Origin of the sequence: Pseudoalteromonas sp. 3D05 (assembly GCF_002723455.1) — a bacterium.
In the GTDB taxonomy this organism is placed as follows: Bacteria; Pseudomonadota; Gammaproteobacteria; order Enterobacterales; family Alteromonadaceae; genus Pseudoalteromonas.
In genome coordinates, this window is the sequence record NZ_PDUS01000023.1 from 45392 (window position 1) to 61698 (window position 16307).

General features: G+C 41.2%; 21 protein-coding genes. 15 read left to right on the forward strand and 6 right to left on the reverse strand.

The window, feature by feature from the left end; translation table 11 throughout:
• Positions 1–36 precede the first annotated feature (36 nt).
• The 7 genes from CSC79_RS17990 to CSC79_RS18020 all read left to right on the forward strand — a co-directional run bounded on the left by CSC79_RS17990 (position 37) and on the right by CSC79_RS18020 (position 4493).
• On the forward strand, positions 37–1488 hold the full coding sequence (locus CSC79_RS17990; protein ID WP_099297180.1) for a TrkH family potassium uptake protein: 1452 nt from the start codon (positions 37–39) through the stop codon (positions 1486–1488).
• A 69-nt stretch (positions 1489–1557) separates the two neighbouring features.
• The gene (locus CSC79_RS17995; RefSeq protein ID WP_099297182.1) at positions 1558–2238 is read left to right on the forward strand and encodes a flagellar brake protein; all 681 of its coding nucleotides are present in this window, start codon (positions 1558–1560) and stop codon (positions 2236–2238) included.
• An 837-nt stretch (positions 2239–3075) separates the two neighbouring features.
• On the forward strand, positions 3076–3288 hold the full coding sequence (locus CSC79_RS18000) for an EF-hand domain-containing protein (RefSeq protein ID WP_099297184.1): 213 nt from the start codon (positions 3076–3078) through the stop codon (positions 3286–3288).
• Positions 3289–3364: 76 nt separating this feature from the next.
• Positions 3365–3577 carry an EF-hand domain-containing protein gene (locus CSC79_RS18005; RefSeq protein ID WP_099297184.1) on the forward strand — a complete coding sequence of 71 codons (213 nt, stop codon included), beginning with the start codon at positions 3365–3367 and terminating at the stop codon, positions 3575–3577.
• Positions 3578–3653: 76 nt separating this feature from the next.
• Positions 3654–3866 carry a calmodulin gene (locus CSC79_RS18010; RefSeq protein ID WP_099297186.1) on the forward strand — a complete coding sequence of 71 codons (213 nt, stop codon included), beginning with the start codon at positions 3654–3656 and terminating at the stop codon, positions 3864–3866.
• 130 nt (positions 3867–3996) lie between these two features.
• Positions 3997–4209, forward strand: coding sequence for a calmodulin (locus CSC79_RS18015; RefSeq protein WP_099297188.1), 213 nt, complete (start codon positions 3997–3999; stop codon positions 4207–4209).
• Positions 4210–4277: 68 nt separating this feature from the next.
• The gene (locus CSC79_RS18020; RefSeq protein WP_099297190.1) at positions 4278–4493 is read left to right on the forward strand and encodes an EF-hand domain-containing protein; all 216 of its coding nucleotides are present in this window, start codon (positions 4278–4280) and stop codon (positions 4491–4493) included.
• Positions 4494–4582: 89 nt separating this feature from the next.
• Here CSC79_RS18020 and trkA read toward each other — a convergent pair whose 3' ends face one another.
• Genes trkA through def form a run of 4 tightly spaced genes read right to left on the reverse strand, consistent with a single transcriptional unit; the run spans position 4583 to position 8740 of the window.
• Positions 4583–5959: a Trk system potassium transporter TrkA gene (trkA, locus tag CSC79_RS18025; RefSeq protein ID WP_099297192.1), complete on the reverse strand. Its 1377-nt coding sequence runs from the start codon at positions 5957–5959 to the stop codon at positions 4583–4585.
• 8 nt (positions 5960–5967) lie between these two features.
• On the reverse strand, positions 5968–7266 hold the full coding sequence (gene rsmB, locus CSC79_RS18030; RefSeq protein ID WP_099297194.1) for a 16S rRNA (cytosine(967)-C(5))-methyltransferase RsmB: 1299 nt from the start codon (positions 7264–7266) through the stop codon (positions 5968–5970).
• On the reverse strand, positions 7259–8212 hold the full coding sequence (gene fmt, locus CSC79_RS18035; protein WP_099297196.1) for a methionyl-tRNA formyltransferase: 954 nt from the start codon (positions 8210–8212) through the stop codon (positions 7259–7261). The genes rsmB and fmt overlap by 8 nt, the downstream gene beginning before the upstream one ends.
• A gap of 21 nt (positions 8213–8233) precedes the next feature.
• A complete protein-coding gene (gene def / locus CSC79_RS18040; RefSeq protein ID WP_099297198.1) occupies positions 8234–8740 on the reverse strand; it encodes a peptide deformylase in 507 nt (168 codons plus the stop codon).
• Positions 8741–8857: 117 nt separating this feature from the next.
• Between def and CSC79_RS18045 the strand changes: the two genes are divergently transcribed.
• The 6 genes from CSC79_RS18045 (at position 8858) to hemF (ending at position 13771) form a co-directional block, all read left to right on the forward strand.
• On the forward strand, positions 8858–9979 hold the full coding sequence (locus tag CSC79_RS18045) for a LysM domain-containing protein (RefSeq protein WP_099297200.1): 1122 nt from the start codon (positions 8858–8860) through the stop codon (positions 9977–9979).
• 28 nt (positions 9980–10007) lie between these two features.
• Complete coding sequence (dprA, locus tag CSC79_RS18050; RefSeq protein WP_099297202.1) at positions 10008–11096, forward strand: DNA-processing protein DprA; 1089 nt, start codon at positions 10008–10010, stop codon at positions 11094–11096.
• Position 11097: 1 nt separating this feature from the next.
• Positions 11098–11571 (forward strand): DUF494 family protein, encoded by a 474-nt coding sequence (locus CSC79_RS18055; protein ID WP_099297204.1) that lies wholly within the window; start codon positions 11098–11100, stop codon positions 11569–11571.
• 73 nt (positions 11572–11644) lie between these two features.
• Complete coding sequence (locus CSC79_RS18060) at positions 11645–12217, forward strand: topoisomerase DNA-binding C4 zinc finger domain-containing protein (protein ID WP_099297206.1); 573 nt, start codon at positions 11645–11647, stop codon at positions 12215–12217.
• A gap of 33 nt (positions 12218–12250) precedes the next feature.
• Complete coding sequence (locus tag CSC79_RS18065; RefSeq protein WP_237114058.1) at positions 12251–12817, forward strand: L-threonylcarbamoyladenylate synthase; 567 nt, start codon at positions 12251–12253, stop codon at positions 12815–12817.
• Positions 12818–12820: 3 nt separating this feature from the next.
• Entirely contained in the window at positions 12821–13771 is a 951-nt protein-coding gene (hemF, locus tag CSC79_RS18070) for an oxygen-dependent coproporphyrinogen oxidase (protein WP_099297208.1), read from the forward strand.
• Positions 13772–14036: 265 nt separating this feature from the next.
• Here hemF and CSC79_RS18075 read toward each other — a convergent pair whose 3' ends face one another.
• Complete coding sequence (locus tag CSC79_RS18075; RefSeq protein WP_099297212.1) at positions 14037–14474, reverse strand: group II truncated hemoglobin; 438 nt, start codon at positions 14472–14474, stop codon at positions 14037–14039.
• Positions 14475–14527: 53 nt separating this feature from the next.
• Here CSC79_RS18075 and aroE point away from each other — a divergent pair, with 53 nt between their 5' ends.
• Positions 14528–15352, forward strand: coding sequence for a shikimate dehydrogenase (gene aroE, locus CSC79_RS18080; protein WP_099297214.1), 825 nt, complete (start codon positions 14528–14530; stop codon positions 15350–15352).
• Positions 15349–15603 (forward strand): DUF1488 domain-containing protein, encoded by a 255-nt coding sequence (locus tag CSC79_RS18085; protein ID WP_099297216.1) that lies wholly within the window; start codon positions 15349–15351, stop codon positions 15601–15603. Before aroE ends, CSC79_RS18085 begins: the two co-directional genes overlap by 4 nt.
• Here CSC79_RS18085 and CSC79_RS18090 read toward each other — a convergent pair.
• Positions 15600–16133, reverse strand: coding sequence for a gamma carbonic anhydrase family protein (locus CSC79_RS18090; RefSeq protein ID WP_099297218.1), 534 nt, complete (start codon positions 16131–16133; stop codon positions 15600–15602). The genes CSC79_RS18085 and CSC79_RS18090 overlap by 4 nt on opposite strands.
• Positions 16134–16307 lie beyond the last annotated feature (174 nt).

A 16307-nucleotide genomic window follows, 5' to 3' on the forward strand; every position in this document is an offset into this window, starting at 1 on the left:
TTAATAACGATATCTTAAAATAAAAGCGATGGCTCAATGCAATTTCGTACCATAATAAAAATCCTAGGCCAACTTGTTGTACTGTTTAGTATAACAATGGTGCCTCCTGCGGTTGTATCGCTTATTTACAAAGATGGTGGCGGTGTCCCTTTCGTCTTAGCGTTTATTTTCAGTGTTGTTATTGGCTTAATGGCTTATTACCCAAATAGGCAGGAGGATGGAGATTTAAAAGCACGCGAGGGCTTTTTAATTGTTGTCTTGTTTTGGCTGGTACTGGGGGCGTTCGCTTCCATTCCTCTTATTTTTCTAAGTGAACCTAACCTGTCGTTAGCTGATGCGGTATTTGAAGCCTTTTCGGGACTTACAACCACAGGGGCGACCGTATTAACAGGGATTGAGTATTTACCCAAATCGGTATTGTTTTATCGCCAACAATTACAGTGGCTTGGCGGTATGGGGATCATCGTACTAGCGGTGGCTGTACTACCAATGCTTGGAGTTGGTGGCATGCAGCTTTATCGTGCAGAGACTCCAGGGCCGGTAAAAGACTCTAAAATGACGCCGCGTATCGCAGATACGGCAAAACATCTTTGGTATATTTATGTATTTTTGACTGCTAGCTGTTCAGTCGCTTACTGGACTGCGGGGATGGATTGGTTTGATGCTATTTGCCATGCATTTTCTACAATTGCGATAGGAGGCTTCTCAACATACGATGCTTCTATTGGGCACTTTGATAGCCCGTTAATAAACTTTATTTGCGTCGTCTTTCTAATCATCGCAGCAATCAACTTTACTTTGCACTATGCAGCTGTCTCAAGTCGTAATATTGCTGTGTATATTCGCGACCCTGAATTTAAAGTATTTTTGTTTATACAACTTGCGCTGGTGGTCATTTGTTTTACTGTTTTATCATCAAATAATATTTATGCTGATGGTGATGAAACCTTAGATCAGGCTTTATTCCAAGCAGTATCGATGAGTACTACTGCAGGCTTTGCAACAGATAACTTTTCAGCTTGGCCACTGTTTTTACCTATACTATTAATCTTTTCAAGCTTTATAGGGGGGTGTGCGGGCTCCACAGGTGGTGGTATGAAAGTCGTTCGTGTATTCCTGCTATACTTACAAGGAGTGCGAGAACTCAATCGCCTTGTTCATCCGCGTGCAATTTATTCTATCAAGCTAGGTAGAAAGGCACTACCCGATAAAGTGGTCGAAGCCGTTTGGGGGTTCTTCTCTGCTTATGCGCTTGTATTCGTTATTATCATGTTAGCTCTAATGGGAACGGGCATGGATAACATAACTGCGTTCTCAGCCACTGCTGCTTGTTTAAATAACTTAGGCCCTGGTTTGGGGGAAGTAGCAAGTCATTACGGCGCCGTGAGTGATACGGCAAAATGGTTACTTACCATTGCAATGGTATTTGGCCGATTAGAGATTTTTACCTTGCTGGTACTGTTTACGCCTACGTTTTGGCGTGGTTAACGCAGCCTTTAAGCTATCTGTTTATCGCTATTTATATAGCTAATTAATAATTAAAAATGGTCAAAGGAAATGCCTGAAACAAAGCAATTACACAATCTAGAGAAACTTGCGTTTATAACCGCAGGTACTTTAGTGGATATTGAAATACTTACCCCGACTAAAAGTAAACGTCTGAAAACAGAGTTTGTAGGGTTACTCAACGACCACTTTGTTGTGCTGAATTACCCATCACCTCGGCGATTAGGCAATGCAGGCGAATACCTCAAAGATGGTACGGTTATTATTGTGCGTGCTGTGCTTGAAAGTGGCGGTGGGCAGGTAATTGCGTTTCGTCAGAAAGTTATGTCAGTTTCTTCTCACCCTAAACGACTCATCTTTTTACATTTTCCAGACCAAGTTCAATTATTTAGTTTGCGATCTCAAACCCGTATACCCACGTTATTACCTGCAACAATTCAGCTCAGCGATGAACACAAATTGAAAGGAGTCATAAAAGACGTATCAATCACCGGAGTAATGTTTGCGCTTAAAAGTGAAGATGACCTAAGCAAACTCAAAGACACTCCTTGCAAAATATTGCTCGATGAAAGAGATAACGAAGTGAATGAGTTTTCAGGGCAAATTTGCAGTGTTCGCAGTTTGGCTGATGACACTCTATTGGGTGTTCAACTAATAGTAAGTGAAGATGAAATGAATAAATTTATGAAAGATCATTTGATCGACTTATCTGTTTTGGAGCCCTTGATATAAAAATGCTTTAGCCTCGCTCTTTGACACAGTAGCGAAGGAATTACCTTAAATAATGTCTTATTGATATTTTAAAGGGGTAATCATATGGCATATTCACCGCAGAAGTTTGTTTGGTATTTAGCTTAGGGCCGATTTACTTTTTGTTGCCTACATGGATGGTGGTAAGGAGTTTGAGCAGGACGCGAAAGCTTAGCTCGGTTTAGACTTATTCTCAATGGATGAGAGGCATTAGAATAACGCCGGAGCAGTTATCAAGCCCACTAGGTTACAAATCCTAGTATCGTTTAGGCGATTAAAGCTTATTGGCAATGGCTCTAGTAATGACCGAGCTCCATTTATAAACAGCAAATAGTAGCGGTTTACGTTTATTCGTTTGGTCTTATTTCGCTTATTTGCAACAAATTCATTTCACTCAAATAAAACCCCAATAGCAGTAGAAAAAATGTTTGCTTTTATTTAAAAGTAGTTATAAATCAACCCACTACAATGTATTTTATTTTTAAAAATATTCTCCCCTAAAACCTGTTCAGCATAGGTTTATCCCTTTTTAACAAAAACAAACACTAATAATCTTGTTTAGAGTGGCTTTGTGTCTTTTTTATTAATCCTAACATGTTGATTTATAGCGTTTTAAATTTCACGTCATTACACGTGTTGCTAAAAAGCAACAAAAAAAGACTGTTCAAATAACCGTTTTGTCAAAAAATCTTACTAAGCTTTTGTTTTTATTGGTTTTATAAAGGTTGGCATTGAAGTTGTAATACTTAGTTCGAACGAAACGAAAACGTGATTAAGTATTTAATCGCAACGTACATAAACTTTGAAGGAAGATTGATTATGAACACATTAAATAAAACTTTAGCACTTATCGCACTAGCATCTTCATCAGCAGCGTTTGCTGCAACTGATTTCGACACGCTTGACGTAGATGGTAATGGCGCAATCAGCCAAAGCGAAGCATCAGTTGACGCTGCACTAATGAGTCAGTTTAAAACGCTTGATACTGACGGTAACGGCGAGCTATCTAAAGAAGAATTCTCAAAGGCTTAATTAGCGCCTTAGGATTTTAAAAAAGGATTTACCGTTTTTACGTAACACATTATTTAGAAATTGAAGGAATTATATTATGAACACATTAAATAAAACTTTAGCACTTATCGCACTAGCATCTTCATCAGCAGCGTTTGCGGCAACTGATTTCGACACGCTTGACGTAGATGGTAATGGCGCAATCAGCCAAAGCGAAGCATCAGTTGACGCTGCATTAATGAGCCAGTTTAAAACGCTTGATACTGACGGTAACGGCGAGCTATCTAAAGAAGAATTCTCAAAGGCTTAATTAGCGCCTCAGGATTTTAAAAAAGGATTTACCGTTTTTACGTAACACATTATTAAGAAATTGAAGGAATTATATTATGAACACATTAAATAAAACGTTAGCACTTATCGCACTAGCATCTTCATCAGCAGCGTTTGCGGCAACTGATTTCGACACGCTTGACGTAGATGGTAATGGCGCAATCAGCCAAAGCGAAGCATCAGTTGATGCAAAGTTGATGAGTCAATTTGCAGAGCTAGATTCAGACGGCAATGGTGAGCTATCTAAAGAAGAGTTCGAAAACGCCTAATGACAATTTACTTAAAGGCTTTTGCGTAATAATTCTGAGTTGCCAAAGACAACCTAAATAGGCCGGGAGCCTATGACAAAGAAGCGCAGGGACATAAAGCCAGTTTAATAAACAATGAAGGAATATATAGATGAAAAAATTTACTAAGACATTAGCCCTAATCGCACTTGCATCTTCATCAGCAGCGTTTGCAGTGACCGATTTTGATACCCTAGACGTTGATGGTAATGGTGTAATAAGCCAAAGCGAAGCAGCGGTTGATGCAAAATTATTAAGCCAATTCAAAGAACTTGATAAAGATGGTAATGATGAGCTTTCGAAACAAGAGTTTTCCGAAGCTTAAAGTGAATTTTTACGCACAATGGATCTTTGAAAAGGACTTCTTACCTTTATTTAACTAGGAAACAAATTATGAAACATATTAATACAGCGCTTGCTATTATCGCCCTTGCTTCTTCATCTGCAGCGTTTGCTGCTGTGAGTTTTGACACATTCGATACTAATGGCGATGGCGCGATTAGCCAAAAAGAAGCCTCTGTGAATGCACAGCTCGTAGAAATTTTTTCGGCGTTAGATACTGACCAAAATGGTGAACTTTCAAAAGAAGAGTTCTCTAAAGTACAGTAATACTGTTTGGTAATAGAAAATACAGTAATTTCACTTCATATACGTTAAAGCAGCTTTGCCTTTGAAATAGGCAAGCTGCTTTTTTATGTTTATAAGAAAATGGCGCTGACTTGGAATAGTTTCTCAACAAAGTGAATATGCTTTTTGTCGATTAAGAACATAATAACATGGTCACCAGAATGGATGATGGTATCGTCGTGGGCGATGAGTACATCGTCGTTTCGTACAATGGCGCCAATGGTGGTGCCTGCGGGGAGTTTGATGTCTGCAATAGCGCGCCCAACAACTTTTGACGTGTGTTCATCGCCATGTGCTACCGCTTCAATTGCTTCTGCGGCGCCTTTACGCAGTGAATAAACATTAACAATATCACCACGGCGTACATGGGTAAGCAATGCTGAAATTGTCGCTTGCTGAGGCGATATAGCAATGTCTATTTCACCACCTTGAACTAAATCAACGTAAGCGCCACGCTGTATTAGCACCATGGTTTTTTGTGCCCCCATACGCTTTGCTAACATGGCGGACATTATGTTTGCTTCATCATCGTTTGTTACAGCGATAAAAACATCAACTTGTTCAATATGCTCTTCAGAAAGCAGCTCTTGGTCTGATGCATCGCCACAAAATACCACGGTGTTGTCGAGTAATTCAGATAATTGCTCGGCGCGTTCTTTACTGCGTTCAAGTAATTTTACACTGTGGTTTTTCTCAAGCGAGCGGGCAAGTCCTGCACCAATGTTACCACCACCTGCGATCATGATTTTTTTATATGAACGTTCAAGCTTTTGCAGTTCGTTCATTACCGCGCGAATATGTTTAGTTGCGGCAAGGAAGAACACTTCATCGTCGGCTTCAATGACGGTGGTGCCTAATGGTTTAATCGCTTTACCTTGACGATAAATAGCCGCTACACGCGTCTCAACATTGGGAATGTGTTCTTTGAGAGCTGAAAGTGCATAACCTACGAGTAAACCACCGTAGTACGCTTTTACGGCCACTAAGGACAGCATGCCATCGCCAAACTGTAATACCTGTAACGCACCAGGGTAATCAATTAAGCGGCGAATATACTTAGTCACCAATTGCTCAGGCGCAATATAGTGATCAACGGGTAAATCGTCGTTTTGAAATAGTTTTTCACGGTACTTAAGATATTGCTCAGAACGAATACGGGCAATTTTAGTGGGCGTATTAAAAATACTGTAAGCCACTTGGCAGGCAACCATGTTCACTTCGTCTGAGCTGGTTACTGCAATGATCATATCGGCGTCTTCGGCACCGGCCCTGCGCAATACATCGGGGTGTGCGCTGTGGCCAGTAACACCTTGTAGGTCGTACTTGTCTTGTAACTCACGTAAGCGGTTGCCATCGATATCAACAACCGTTATTTCGTTTTGTTCACCTACTAAGTTTTCAGCGAGTGTGCCGCCTACTTGCCCGGCGCCGAGTATGATTATTTTCATTATTTATCTTATGACTGTTTTTTTACAAGCTTGGCATAATAAAACCCATCACTTTCGCCTGGCAGTAATTGTAAGCCTGGGTTTGTGGTGGTGTCGTTATCATGCAAAGGTATATGCTTAACATCAGTGTTACTTGCTAGAAATTTAGCAACTTGTTGTTGATTCTCAAGTGGTAATACTGAGCAGGTTGCATAAATTAATGTGCCGCCTGGTTTTAGTAAAGGCCAGATGCTATCTAAAATATCACCCTGTAGCGCAGCCAAGTCATTAATATCTGACGCGCGACGTAGCCATTTTATATCTGGGTGACGACGAATAACGCCAGTCGCAGAGCAAGGGACATCCAGTAAAATGCGGTCAAATTGCTGCTCATCCCACCAGGTATGTGGCTGCGATGCGTCTGCACATTGTAAGTCTGCACCTAAACCGATACGCGTTAAGTTTTGCTTTACGCGCTCAAGGCGGGTTGCATCGCTATCAAGGGCAAGTACATCGGCGTCGGCGAGCTCTAAAATGTGGCAGGTTTTACCGCCAGGCGCTGCACAAGCATCAAGTATATGCTCATCATCTTTAGGGTCTAACAAGCGCGCAGCTAATTGCGCTGCCGCATCTTGTACTGAGCAAGCACCAGTATCAAATTCAGGCAGCGAGAACACATCGCGTGGTTTATCTAGTTTAATACCATCAACAAAGTCAGGGTTTACTGTGTGATCAATATCATTCGCGCTGAGTATTTCACTGTATTCTGTGGTGCTGTACTGCGCTTGATTCACACGTAGCCACATAGGAGCTTGTAGCTGGTTGGCCTCTAAAATTTGTTCCCATTGCTCAGGATAGGCTTCTTTTACCTGTTTAATAAACCAATTTGGGTGGTTGTATAAACACACAGGAATTTGTTTAGCTTTTTCTTCAAGCTCACTCTGTTGGCGTTGAAAACTACGTAGAATAGCGTTGATCAGGCCTTTTAGGCCAAGCGCTCGAAGTTGCGCTAAAGCATTCACGGTTTCGCTGATCGCGGCATGGGGTGGAACCCGCATATGTTGTAGTTGGTAAATGCCCACATACAGTAAAAACTGGAATATACGGCGTTTACCTTTTAACGGTTGCTCAACCAAATGTTGGCAATAATTCTCTAAACTCGGCAGGTAACGTAATACGCCATAGCAAATTTGCTGTAATAAGGCTTTATCTTTAGGTGATAGGCCTTGGCTCGCAAAAGGGAGCTCTTGGTTTAAAGATGCGCCCTTATCGACTACGTTATATAAAGTTTCGGCGGCAAGCGCGCGTACGTTTGGAATATTACTCATTATTTTCGCCTAAGACGCTGCCTGGAGTAACCCAGTCACTGCGGCCATTTAAAAAGTCTGTAACAGCCATTGGTTTTTTACCTTGTGGCTGTAATTGAGTTATTTTTAGCGCGTGTGTGCCACAAGCGACTACAATACCGTGTTTGTCACTGTTTAAAATAGTGCCCGGCGTACCTTGTTGCTCAACCACATCGGCTTGATAAATTTTTACTGTGTTCTCGCCCATTTGAGTAAAGCAGACAGGCCAAGGGTTGAATGCACGAATATTACGCTCTATTTGCTGCGCATCCATAGACCAATCAATATTAGCTTCATCTTTTGATAACTTTTTAGCGTAATTAGCTAAAGTATCATCTTGTACTTGTGGGGTTATCTCACCATTGGCTAATTTGGCTATGGTTTCAACAAGTGCCGTTGGACCTAACTCCGCTAGTTTAGTGTATAAACTTGCGCTGGTTTCAGTCGCATCGATAGGGCAGCGGCTAATATGTAACATATCACCAGTATCTAACCCTTCGTCCATTTGCATTATGGTTACGCCAGTTTCATCGTCGCCCGCCCAAATCGCGCGCTGGATCGGCGCTGCACCACGCCAGCGTGGTAAAATTGAACCATGCACATTTAAGCAACCTAGGCGTGGAGCCTCTAAAATTGCTTTTGGCAGTAAAAGTCCGTATGCAACGACGATCATGATATCTGCATTTAAGCTGCTTAATTCACTTAATGCATCGTCATTTTTTAGTGACGCAGGTTGAAAGACAGGTAAGTCATTAGCTAAAGCAAGCTCTTTTACTTCACTGGCTTTTAGTTTTTTACCGCGTCCTGCAGGGCGGTCTGGTTGACTATAAACACCAACAACGTGATGTTCAGAATCAATAAGAGCTTGTAAATGGCGCGCAGCAAAATCCGGCGTACCAGCAAAAATAATGCGTAGTGGTTTTGTCACTGAGTTTTCCTAAGGTGCTTATTACTGTGCTGCAAATTTAGCTTCTTTTTCAAGCTTTTTACGAATACGTTGGCGCTTTAATGGTGATAAGTAATCAATAAACAACTTGCCTTTAAGGTGATCAAGCTCATGTTGAATACAGATCGCTAAAAGCTCATCGGCATCTAGGCTGTATTCTTCACCTTTTTCATTAAGTGCACTAACCGTTACGGTTTCTGCGCGATCTACTTTTGCGTATGAATGCGGCACTGATAAACAGCCTTCTTCACTCACGGTTGCGCCATCTTGCTTGGTAATCACTGGGTTAATTAAAACCAATGGTTCGTTGCGTTCTTCTGATACATCGATCACCACAATACGTCGATGAATATCAACTTGTGTGGCGGCAAGGCCTATGCCATTTTCGTCATACATTGTTTCTAGCATGTCTTTAACTATTTGACGAACTTCGTCGTCAACGCTTGCTACGTCTTTAGCAACAGTACGTAAACGCTCATCTGGAAATCTTAAAACTTCTAACCTAGCCATAGTAACCTTTTCACTTGTGCATAATATAGGGTATTGTATGCTCTTATTTTAGCCATTCGCGTTCACCTTTAACAGGTTTTGGTTGATAATAATGAAAAAACACCACAAGGAAGCCCAATGAAATACCCGTTTTTAGCCGCTGTGCTGATATTAAGCTCTGCATTTTCATCTCATGCAGATGTTTTATCAATTAAAAAAGATGCGCCTAAACAATATGTTGTGAAAAAAGGTGACACATTATGGGATATTTCGGGTATCTATTTGAGCGAACCTTGGTTGTGGCCAGAACTGTGGCAAATGAACCCACAAATTAATAACCCGCACTTAATTTATCCCGGTGATGCACTCTCTTTAATTTATGATGAGCATGGAAATCCACGGTTAGTGATTAATACTGGTTATAAAAAGCTTTCTCCGCAGGGGCGTATAACGCCTAAAGGTAAAAATGCGATTCCTACATTGCCGCTTGAACTACTTCGTCCTTACTTAACCTATGAACAGGCGATTAGTGGTGAGCAAATTGCTGGTTTACCTTACATTTTAGGCGCGAACGAGAACACTAAAATGAATACGTTGGGTCACATCGTTTACGTTAAAGGTAACCTTAATAAGCATGAAAGTTATGCCATTTACCGAAAAGGCAAACCATATAAAGATATTGATAGCGATGATGTGCTTGCTTATAAATCTGTATTAGTCGGCGTGGGGCGTGCATTTAGATCAGGTGATATTGAAAATGGCGTGCCGGCTTCAGTAAAGGTAGAAAGCGTCAAACAAGAAATTAGAGCCACAGACTTTTTATTACCAGCAATGGAAGGACAAACTCTTCCTGCATTCTTTAATATGAAGCGCCCAGAACAACCCATTGAGGGAAATATTATTTCTGCAGTAACTGAGCTGCGAGAATTTAGCACGATGGATATAGTAGTGCTAAACTTGGGGTCAGAGCAGCAAATTAAAGCGGGCCATATTTTAGATATAGAGCGTCAGTCGCCAACTGTTTTTGATGGCCGAAATGGCCCTCGATACAAAGAAGATTCGAACAGCCTTGAAAAGCTTATTACAAATACTAGCGAGTTTTTGGGTGTCGAAGCAGATAAAGACGCGACTGTTTGGCATATGCCTAAAGAAAAAGTCGGTGAGCTAATGGTGTTTAAAGTATATGACAATGTTAGCTATGCCTTAATAGTGAAAAACCAGCACCCAATCCGAGTCGGTGATTTTGCAGTAATAAATTAAACAGGTTTGAGTGCTCTAAGGAGAGAGCATGGAACAGTCATACGGCAAGCTGACACATTGGCTTGCATTTTATTTATGCAAAGGTCTGGGTGTTAAAACGCTGCTGGCACTCGCTGAAAAAGTGCCATTAGAAAACCTCGCTGATTTATCTTATCAGCAACTACTTGAATCAGGTCTTAATCAGCAAGTCGCTACAAATCTGGTGGCAACGGATTGGCAACTTGTTGCGCACTACGAAAACTTACTACTCGCTTCAGACATTGAAGTTATTAGTTATTTTGATTCGCGTTATCCGCCACTGTTAAAACAAATTGCCAGTGCTCCATTATTACTATTTTGTCGTGGTGACTTAGCGCTTTTAACCAGCCCACAAATAGCCATCGTCGGCAGCCGCAATGCAACCCCTATCGGGCTCGAAATAGCCGCTCAATTTGCACATCAACTCAGTGAAGCCAATTTAACTGTTACATCTGGTATGGCGTTGGGTATTGACGGTGCTGCACACAAAGGAGCCCTCGCTGGAGCGGGAAATACCATTGCAGTTTTAGGCACCGGTGTGGATGTTTACTACCCTAAACGACATAAGCTTTTAACAGATCAAGTATTAAATTGTGGTTTACTAGTCAGTGAGTTTTTACCCGGAACAGCAGCTAATGCGAATAATTTTCCGCGTCGTAATCGCATTATATCTGGATTATCCTTAGGGGTTTTGATTGTGGAAGCTGAGATTAAAAGTGGCTCGTTAATTACCGTTCGATATGCACTTGAGCAAAATAAAGAGGTGTTTGCAGTTCCAGGCTCTATCAAAAACCCATTATCACAAGCGAGTCATTTTTTAATAAAACAGGGGGCAAAGTTAGTCGAAAATGTCAGTGATATTTTAGAAGAAGTGAGCTTTTTTGGTCAAAACAGTCTATATAATATAGATGAGCCTGTTGAAAATAAGCCTGAATGCGACGTACTGAAAAGCGTAGGTTTTGAAGTTACACCGGTTGATGTAATTGCTCGACGCTGCCAATGGTCGATTGAGAAAGTGCAGACTCGTTTACTTGACTTGGAATTAGATGACAAAGTAGAGCGAGTTTTAGACGGCTATATCAAATTGGGAGGAAACTAATATGTTCGATATCCTCATGTATTTGTTTGAAAACTATATTCATAGTGAAGCTGAGGTCTTTGTTGAGCAAAATGAGCTCACCGATGAGCTATTGTGCGCAGGCTTTAATAAACCCGAAATCTTCAAAGCTCTTGATTGGTTAGAACAACTCGCAGACTTACAACACAGTGATGAAGTTCCTTATTTAAATGCTTACCCGCAACACGCTGTGCGTATTTTTACAGATAGTGAGTGTCAGATGCTTAGTACGGAATGTCGAGGTTTTCTGATGTTTGTAGAGCAAATAGGTGTAATCAATAATGAAACCCGAGAAATGGTCATGGACCGATTGTTCGCTTTAGATAAACCTTATATCGGCCTAGATGACTTAAAATGGGTGGTGTTAATGGTATTATTTAATGTCCCAGGCTCTGAGTTAGCTTATTCGCAAATGGAAGAACTTATTTTTGACGAGCCAGCAGAGGTATTGCATTAACACTTTGTGGTGCTTGTAACTTTAATTAGTTTGGGTATATTAGGCGAAAATTAGCCAGTCGCTTTGGAATCACATGAGTAAAATAGATCATTCGCTTTTCTCTGCTAATCAGCATGCCCTCGAAAAAGAATACGAAATTTGCCCTCAATGTGGTTCTGAATTAGTGATCCGTAACAGTAAAAGCGGGCCTTTCCTTGGTTGTGCAAGCTATCCTAAATGCGATTTTATTCGGCCTCTAGCTCAACACGATACTCAGCAAATAAAAGTACTTGATGACAGTCCGTGCCCAGAATGTGGTAATCCGCTGGTGGTTAAAAATGGCCGTTACGGTATGTTTATTGGTTGTACCGGCTATCCCGAGTGCCATTACATTGTTCACGATGAAAAAGAACCTGATGCAGAGGTGTTACCTGCTTGCCCTAAATGTAAAAAAGGGCAGTTAGTTGCGCGCAGTAATAAATTTGGTAAAACTTTTTATTCCTGTGATAGCTACCCAAGTTGTAAATATACCCTTAATTTTAAACCTATTGAGCATACTTGCCCTGAGTGCCAGTGGCCAGTCATGATGCAAAAGCAAATGACCAGCAGTGTTGTGTTACAATGCCCACAGAAAAGTTGCTCGCATAAAATCACTGTCAGCGAGTAAAACGCTTAACTTTTATTGTATTTGGAGATTTGTGTGACAGATCCAATCCCTTCACCTTTAACTGTTGTTGATGCATTAAAGCAAGGTGGTGTAATTGTTTACCCAACTGAAGCTGTATTTGGTTTAGGTTGCGACCCCGATAACCAACAAGCCGTAGCAAGTTTATTAGCAATTAAACAGCGTCCAGTCGAAAAAGGGCTGATTTTAATTGCTGACAATTATGGTCAGTTATTAAAATATATTGATGATGCAAAAATTCCAATGGATAAGCGAGCCGACATTTTCTCTAGTTGGCCCGGTGCGATTACCTGGGTTATGCCAGCAGCTAAAAATACACCTAAATGGTTAACCGGACAGTTTGATACTATTGCTGTACGTGTAACTGATCATCCTACAGTAAAGCGCTTGTGTCAGGAGTTAGGTAAGCCTTTGGTTTCAACCAGTGCTAATTTATCTGGACAAGAGACGGTCACCAGTATAGCGATGGCTAAAAGTGAGTTTGCTGAACAGGTTGCCTTTTATGTCGATGAACCGCTTGGCGGCAATACACAACCTAGCACCATTAAAGACGTAATGACCGGCAAAGTATTTAGAGGATAAGCAATGCACAGTAACCTACTCGAACAAGTAAAAACCTATTTAATGGCATTGCAAGACAGCATTTGCCAAGGCTTAGAGCAAGCTGATGGCAGCGCCAAGTTTGTTGAAGATAGCTGGCAGCGAGCTGAAGGTGGTGGTGGCCGCACTCGGGTTATTCGTGATGGTCATGTGATTGAACAAGGTGGTGTTAACTACTCACATGTTTTTGGCGCTTCTATGCCTGCATCTGCAACGGCGCATCGCCCTGAGCTTGCCGGTCGAAGTTTTCACGCCTGTGGTGTGTCGCTGGTTATCCACCCTAAAAACCCACACATTCCAACGAGCCACGCCAATGTACGCTTTTTTATTGCTGAAAAAGAAGGGGAGCAGCCTATTTGGTGGTTTGGTGGCGGCTTTGATTTAACGCCATTTTACCCAGTGTTTGACGATGTTAAGCATTGGCACCAAGTTGCTAGTGACCTTTGTGCGCCATTTGGTGATGACGTATACCCGAAATATAAAAAGTGGTGTGATGAATATTTCTATATTAAACATCGCGACGAAACACGAGGTGTTGGTGGTTTATTCTTTGATGATCTTAACGAGCAAGGGTTTGAAGAAAGCTTCGCCTTTATGCAGGCAGTTGGTAATGGTTTTCTTGATGCTTATTTACCGATTATTGAACGTCGTAAAAACGACGAGTACACTCAGCAACAGCGCGACTTCCAATTATATCGACGTGGTCGATATGTTGAGTTTAACCTTGTTTGGGACAGAGGAACTTTGTTTGGCTTACAAACAGGAGGCCGAACTGAATCCATTTTAATGTCGATGCCACCACTTGCTCGCTGGGAGTATAATTATAAACCAGGGGCTGACAGCGCTGAAGCGAAGTTATACCAATATTATTTACGCCCCCAAGGTTGGTTAAATAGCCAACCAAGTGAGTTGATAGCAAGAGAGTGGCACTTATAAGAATTACACAAAAATAAAAAAATGGCGCTATTAAGCGCCTTTTTGTATGAGAGCTAAATAACCTGAACTCTGGATAATAAATCTATCTCCAGCGGCTACTTTCAACGCTAACTGCGTTGAATTTACTTGCAATAGGCTAGCTATTGACGCGTAAATTCGCCTTGTTATCGCTAAAAGTCTCCGGCTGAAGACTAATAAATATATTTGTGATTTAATATCAATACATTAGTACATCTCTTAACCAGAGTTCAGGTTAAATAAAAGTTTAATGCTGGTTAATCATGTGGCTGGCTAATTGTGCTAAAGATTTACGTAGCCCTTCACGCAGTAATGGATTATCAATCTCAGCATCTAACGCCTTGTTCATGCAATGCATCCATTGATCGCGTAAGTCCTGATCAATAGGGAACGGCATATGACGTTTTCGTAGCATCGGGTGGCCGTGCTTTTCTACAAACAAGTCTGGGCCGCCTAGCCAACCAGATAAGAATTCGAAGAATACTTGGCGTATACGGTCCAATGGTTGAGGGTGCATATCATATAACGGTTTGGCGTATTCATCGCTCGCCATTATATCGTAGAATCTATCAGACAGTGCGCGTGCACCCTGTTCACCACCCATCATCTGATAAGGTGTTTTTTCTGGTGTGGGGGCGTGTTGTGGTTCTGCAGGTTTCGATTTTGAGAAAAGTCGTCTAATCATAATTTTATCATCAATAATTAACAGTGTTTACTGTGCAAAGAGGTTGCTTGAACATGGACAAATATGCGGTTTTTGGAAACCCAATCGAACACTCAAAATCACCCGCTATACATACGCAATTTGCAACCTCACTAGGTGAACAAATTGATTACCGCGCAATATTAGCACCAATTGACGGCTTTAAAAAATCAGTGAGTAACTTTTTTGCTCAAGGTGGGTTGGGAGCGAATGTGACCATGCCATTTAAAGAACAAGCCTTTGAACTGGTCGACGAACGTACTGAGCTGGCCACAATAGTAGGTGCGGTGAATACCATTAAATTACTTGATGATGGCCGCTTACTCGGGGATAACACCGATGGCGTAGGCTTTGTTAAAGACTTACTCGCAAATAAAGTTGCTATAAAAGATAAGCGAATACTATTAATTGGTGCTGGTGGTGCTGCCCGCGGTGTAATTTTACCGTTGTTAGCTCAACAGCCTAGTGAAATTGTTATCGTGAATCGTACAGCCGCAAAAGCAAATACACTGGCTGAGCTATTTTCTAAATATGGCAAAGTTATTGGTTACGGATTTGATGATTTACCAGAAGGTGATTACTCGCTAATTGTTAACTCAACATCCAGTAGTGTGCATAATGAGTTGCCAGGGCTTGATAAAAAACACCTTAATCACTGTGAATGTGTTTACGATATGTTCTATTCGCTTAAAAACACTTTATTTATGCAGTGGGCGCAAGATAATAAACCAGATATTTCAGTTTTAGATGGCAGTGGAATGTTAGTTGGCCAAGCCGCACAAGCATTTTATGTGTGGCGCAATAAAATGCCAGAGATACTACCCGTAGTTAGTGCATTAAAAGCTGGGGAGCTTACATGAATCAAGCAATTCAATTTATAGATAGGGTCGAATTTGATACTCAAACTCAGCTATTAACTTTTTATGCGCAAGTTAGCGGACTTATGGTTGAGTGTATTGTGAATATGCAAAGCGTATTAATCTCAGACATGGCTGCGGCAAAACAACATTTTGAATCACTGCGTTTTGATTATGAAGAACTTGCTGAGCAACTCATCGAAGATGAAGAGTATAACTCAGCAGGTCAGATTGAAATAAAGCCACTTACTTAGCTTTCTGCTAAATACTCGTCTTTTAGCTCAACATAGTTATTAGCAGAGATTTTTAAAAAGCTAAGCTCTTGCTCTGTTAAGGGGCGAGCCTGCTTAACGGGGCTGCCAACATAAAGGTAGCCCGACTCTAAACGTTTATTTGGCGGCACTAATGAACCACCGCCAATAATTACATCATCTTCGACAATAGCATTATCCATAACAATAGCACCCATACCAACTAAGATACGATTACCTAAACGACAGCCGTGTAACATTACTTTATGGCCAACCGTGACATCGTCGCCAATAATGAGAGGATAACCGTCAGGGTTGCTTTTACTGGCGCGGGTTAAATGTAACACGCTACCATCTTGTATATTAGTACGTTCACCAATACGTATATAGTTAACATCCCCCCGAGCCGCCACTAATGGCCAAACACTGCTGTGGTCACCCAATGTAATATTACCTACTAATACTGCTGATTCATCGATATAGACAGATTGATTTAAAGTAGGAGTAATTCCTTTATAAGAACGGATAGTCATAGAGCACCTAATAAAATAAAAGCTATTAGCGCTGATGATAGCAGTAGAGCTTATAAAATGGCCAGTCCAGATCTATGCTGGTTACTAAACTAGCAGTTTTAAGGTGTTTCGTTCGCAAATCGAGCGAACAGTACTTTTTTTCAAGTTTTCTTTAAAAAACGCTTGCGTAAAAAT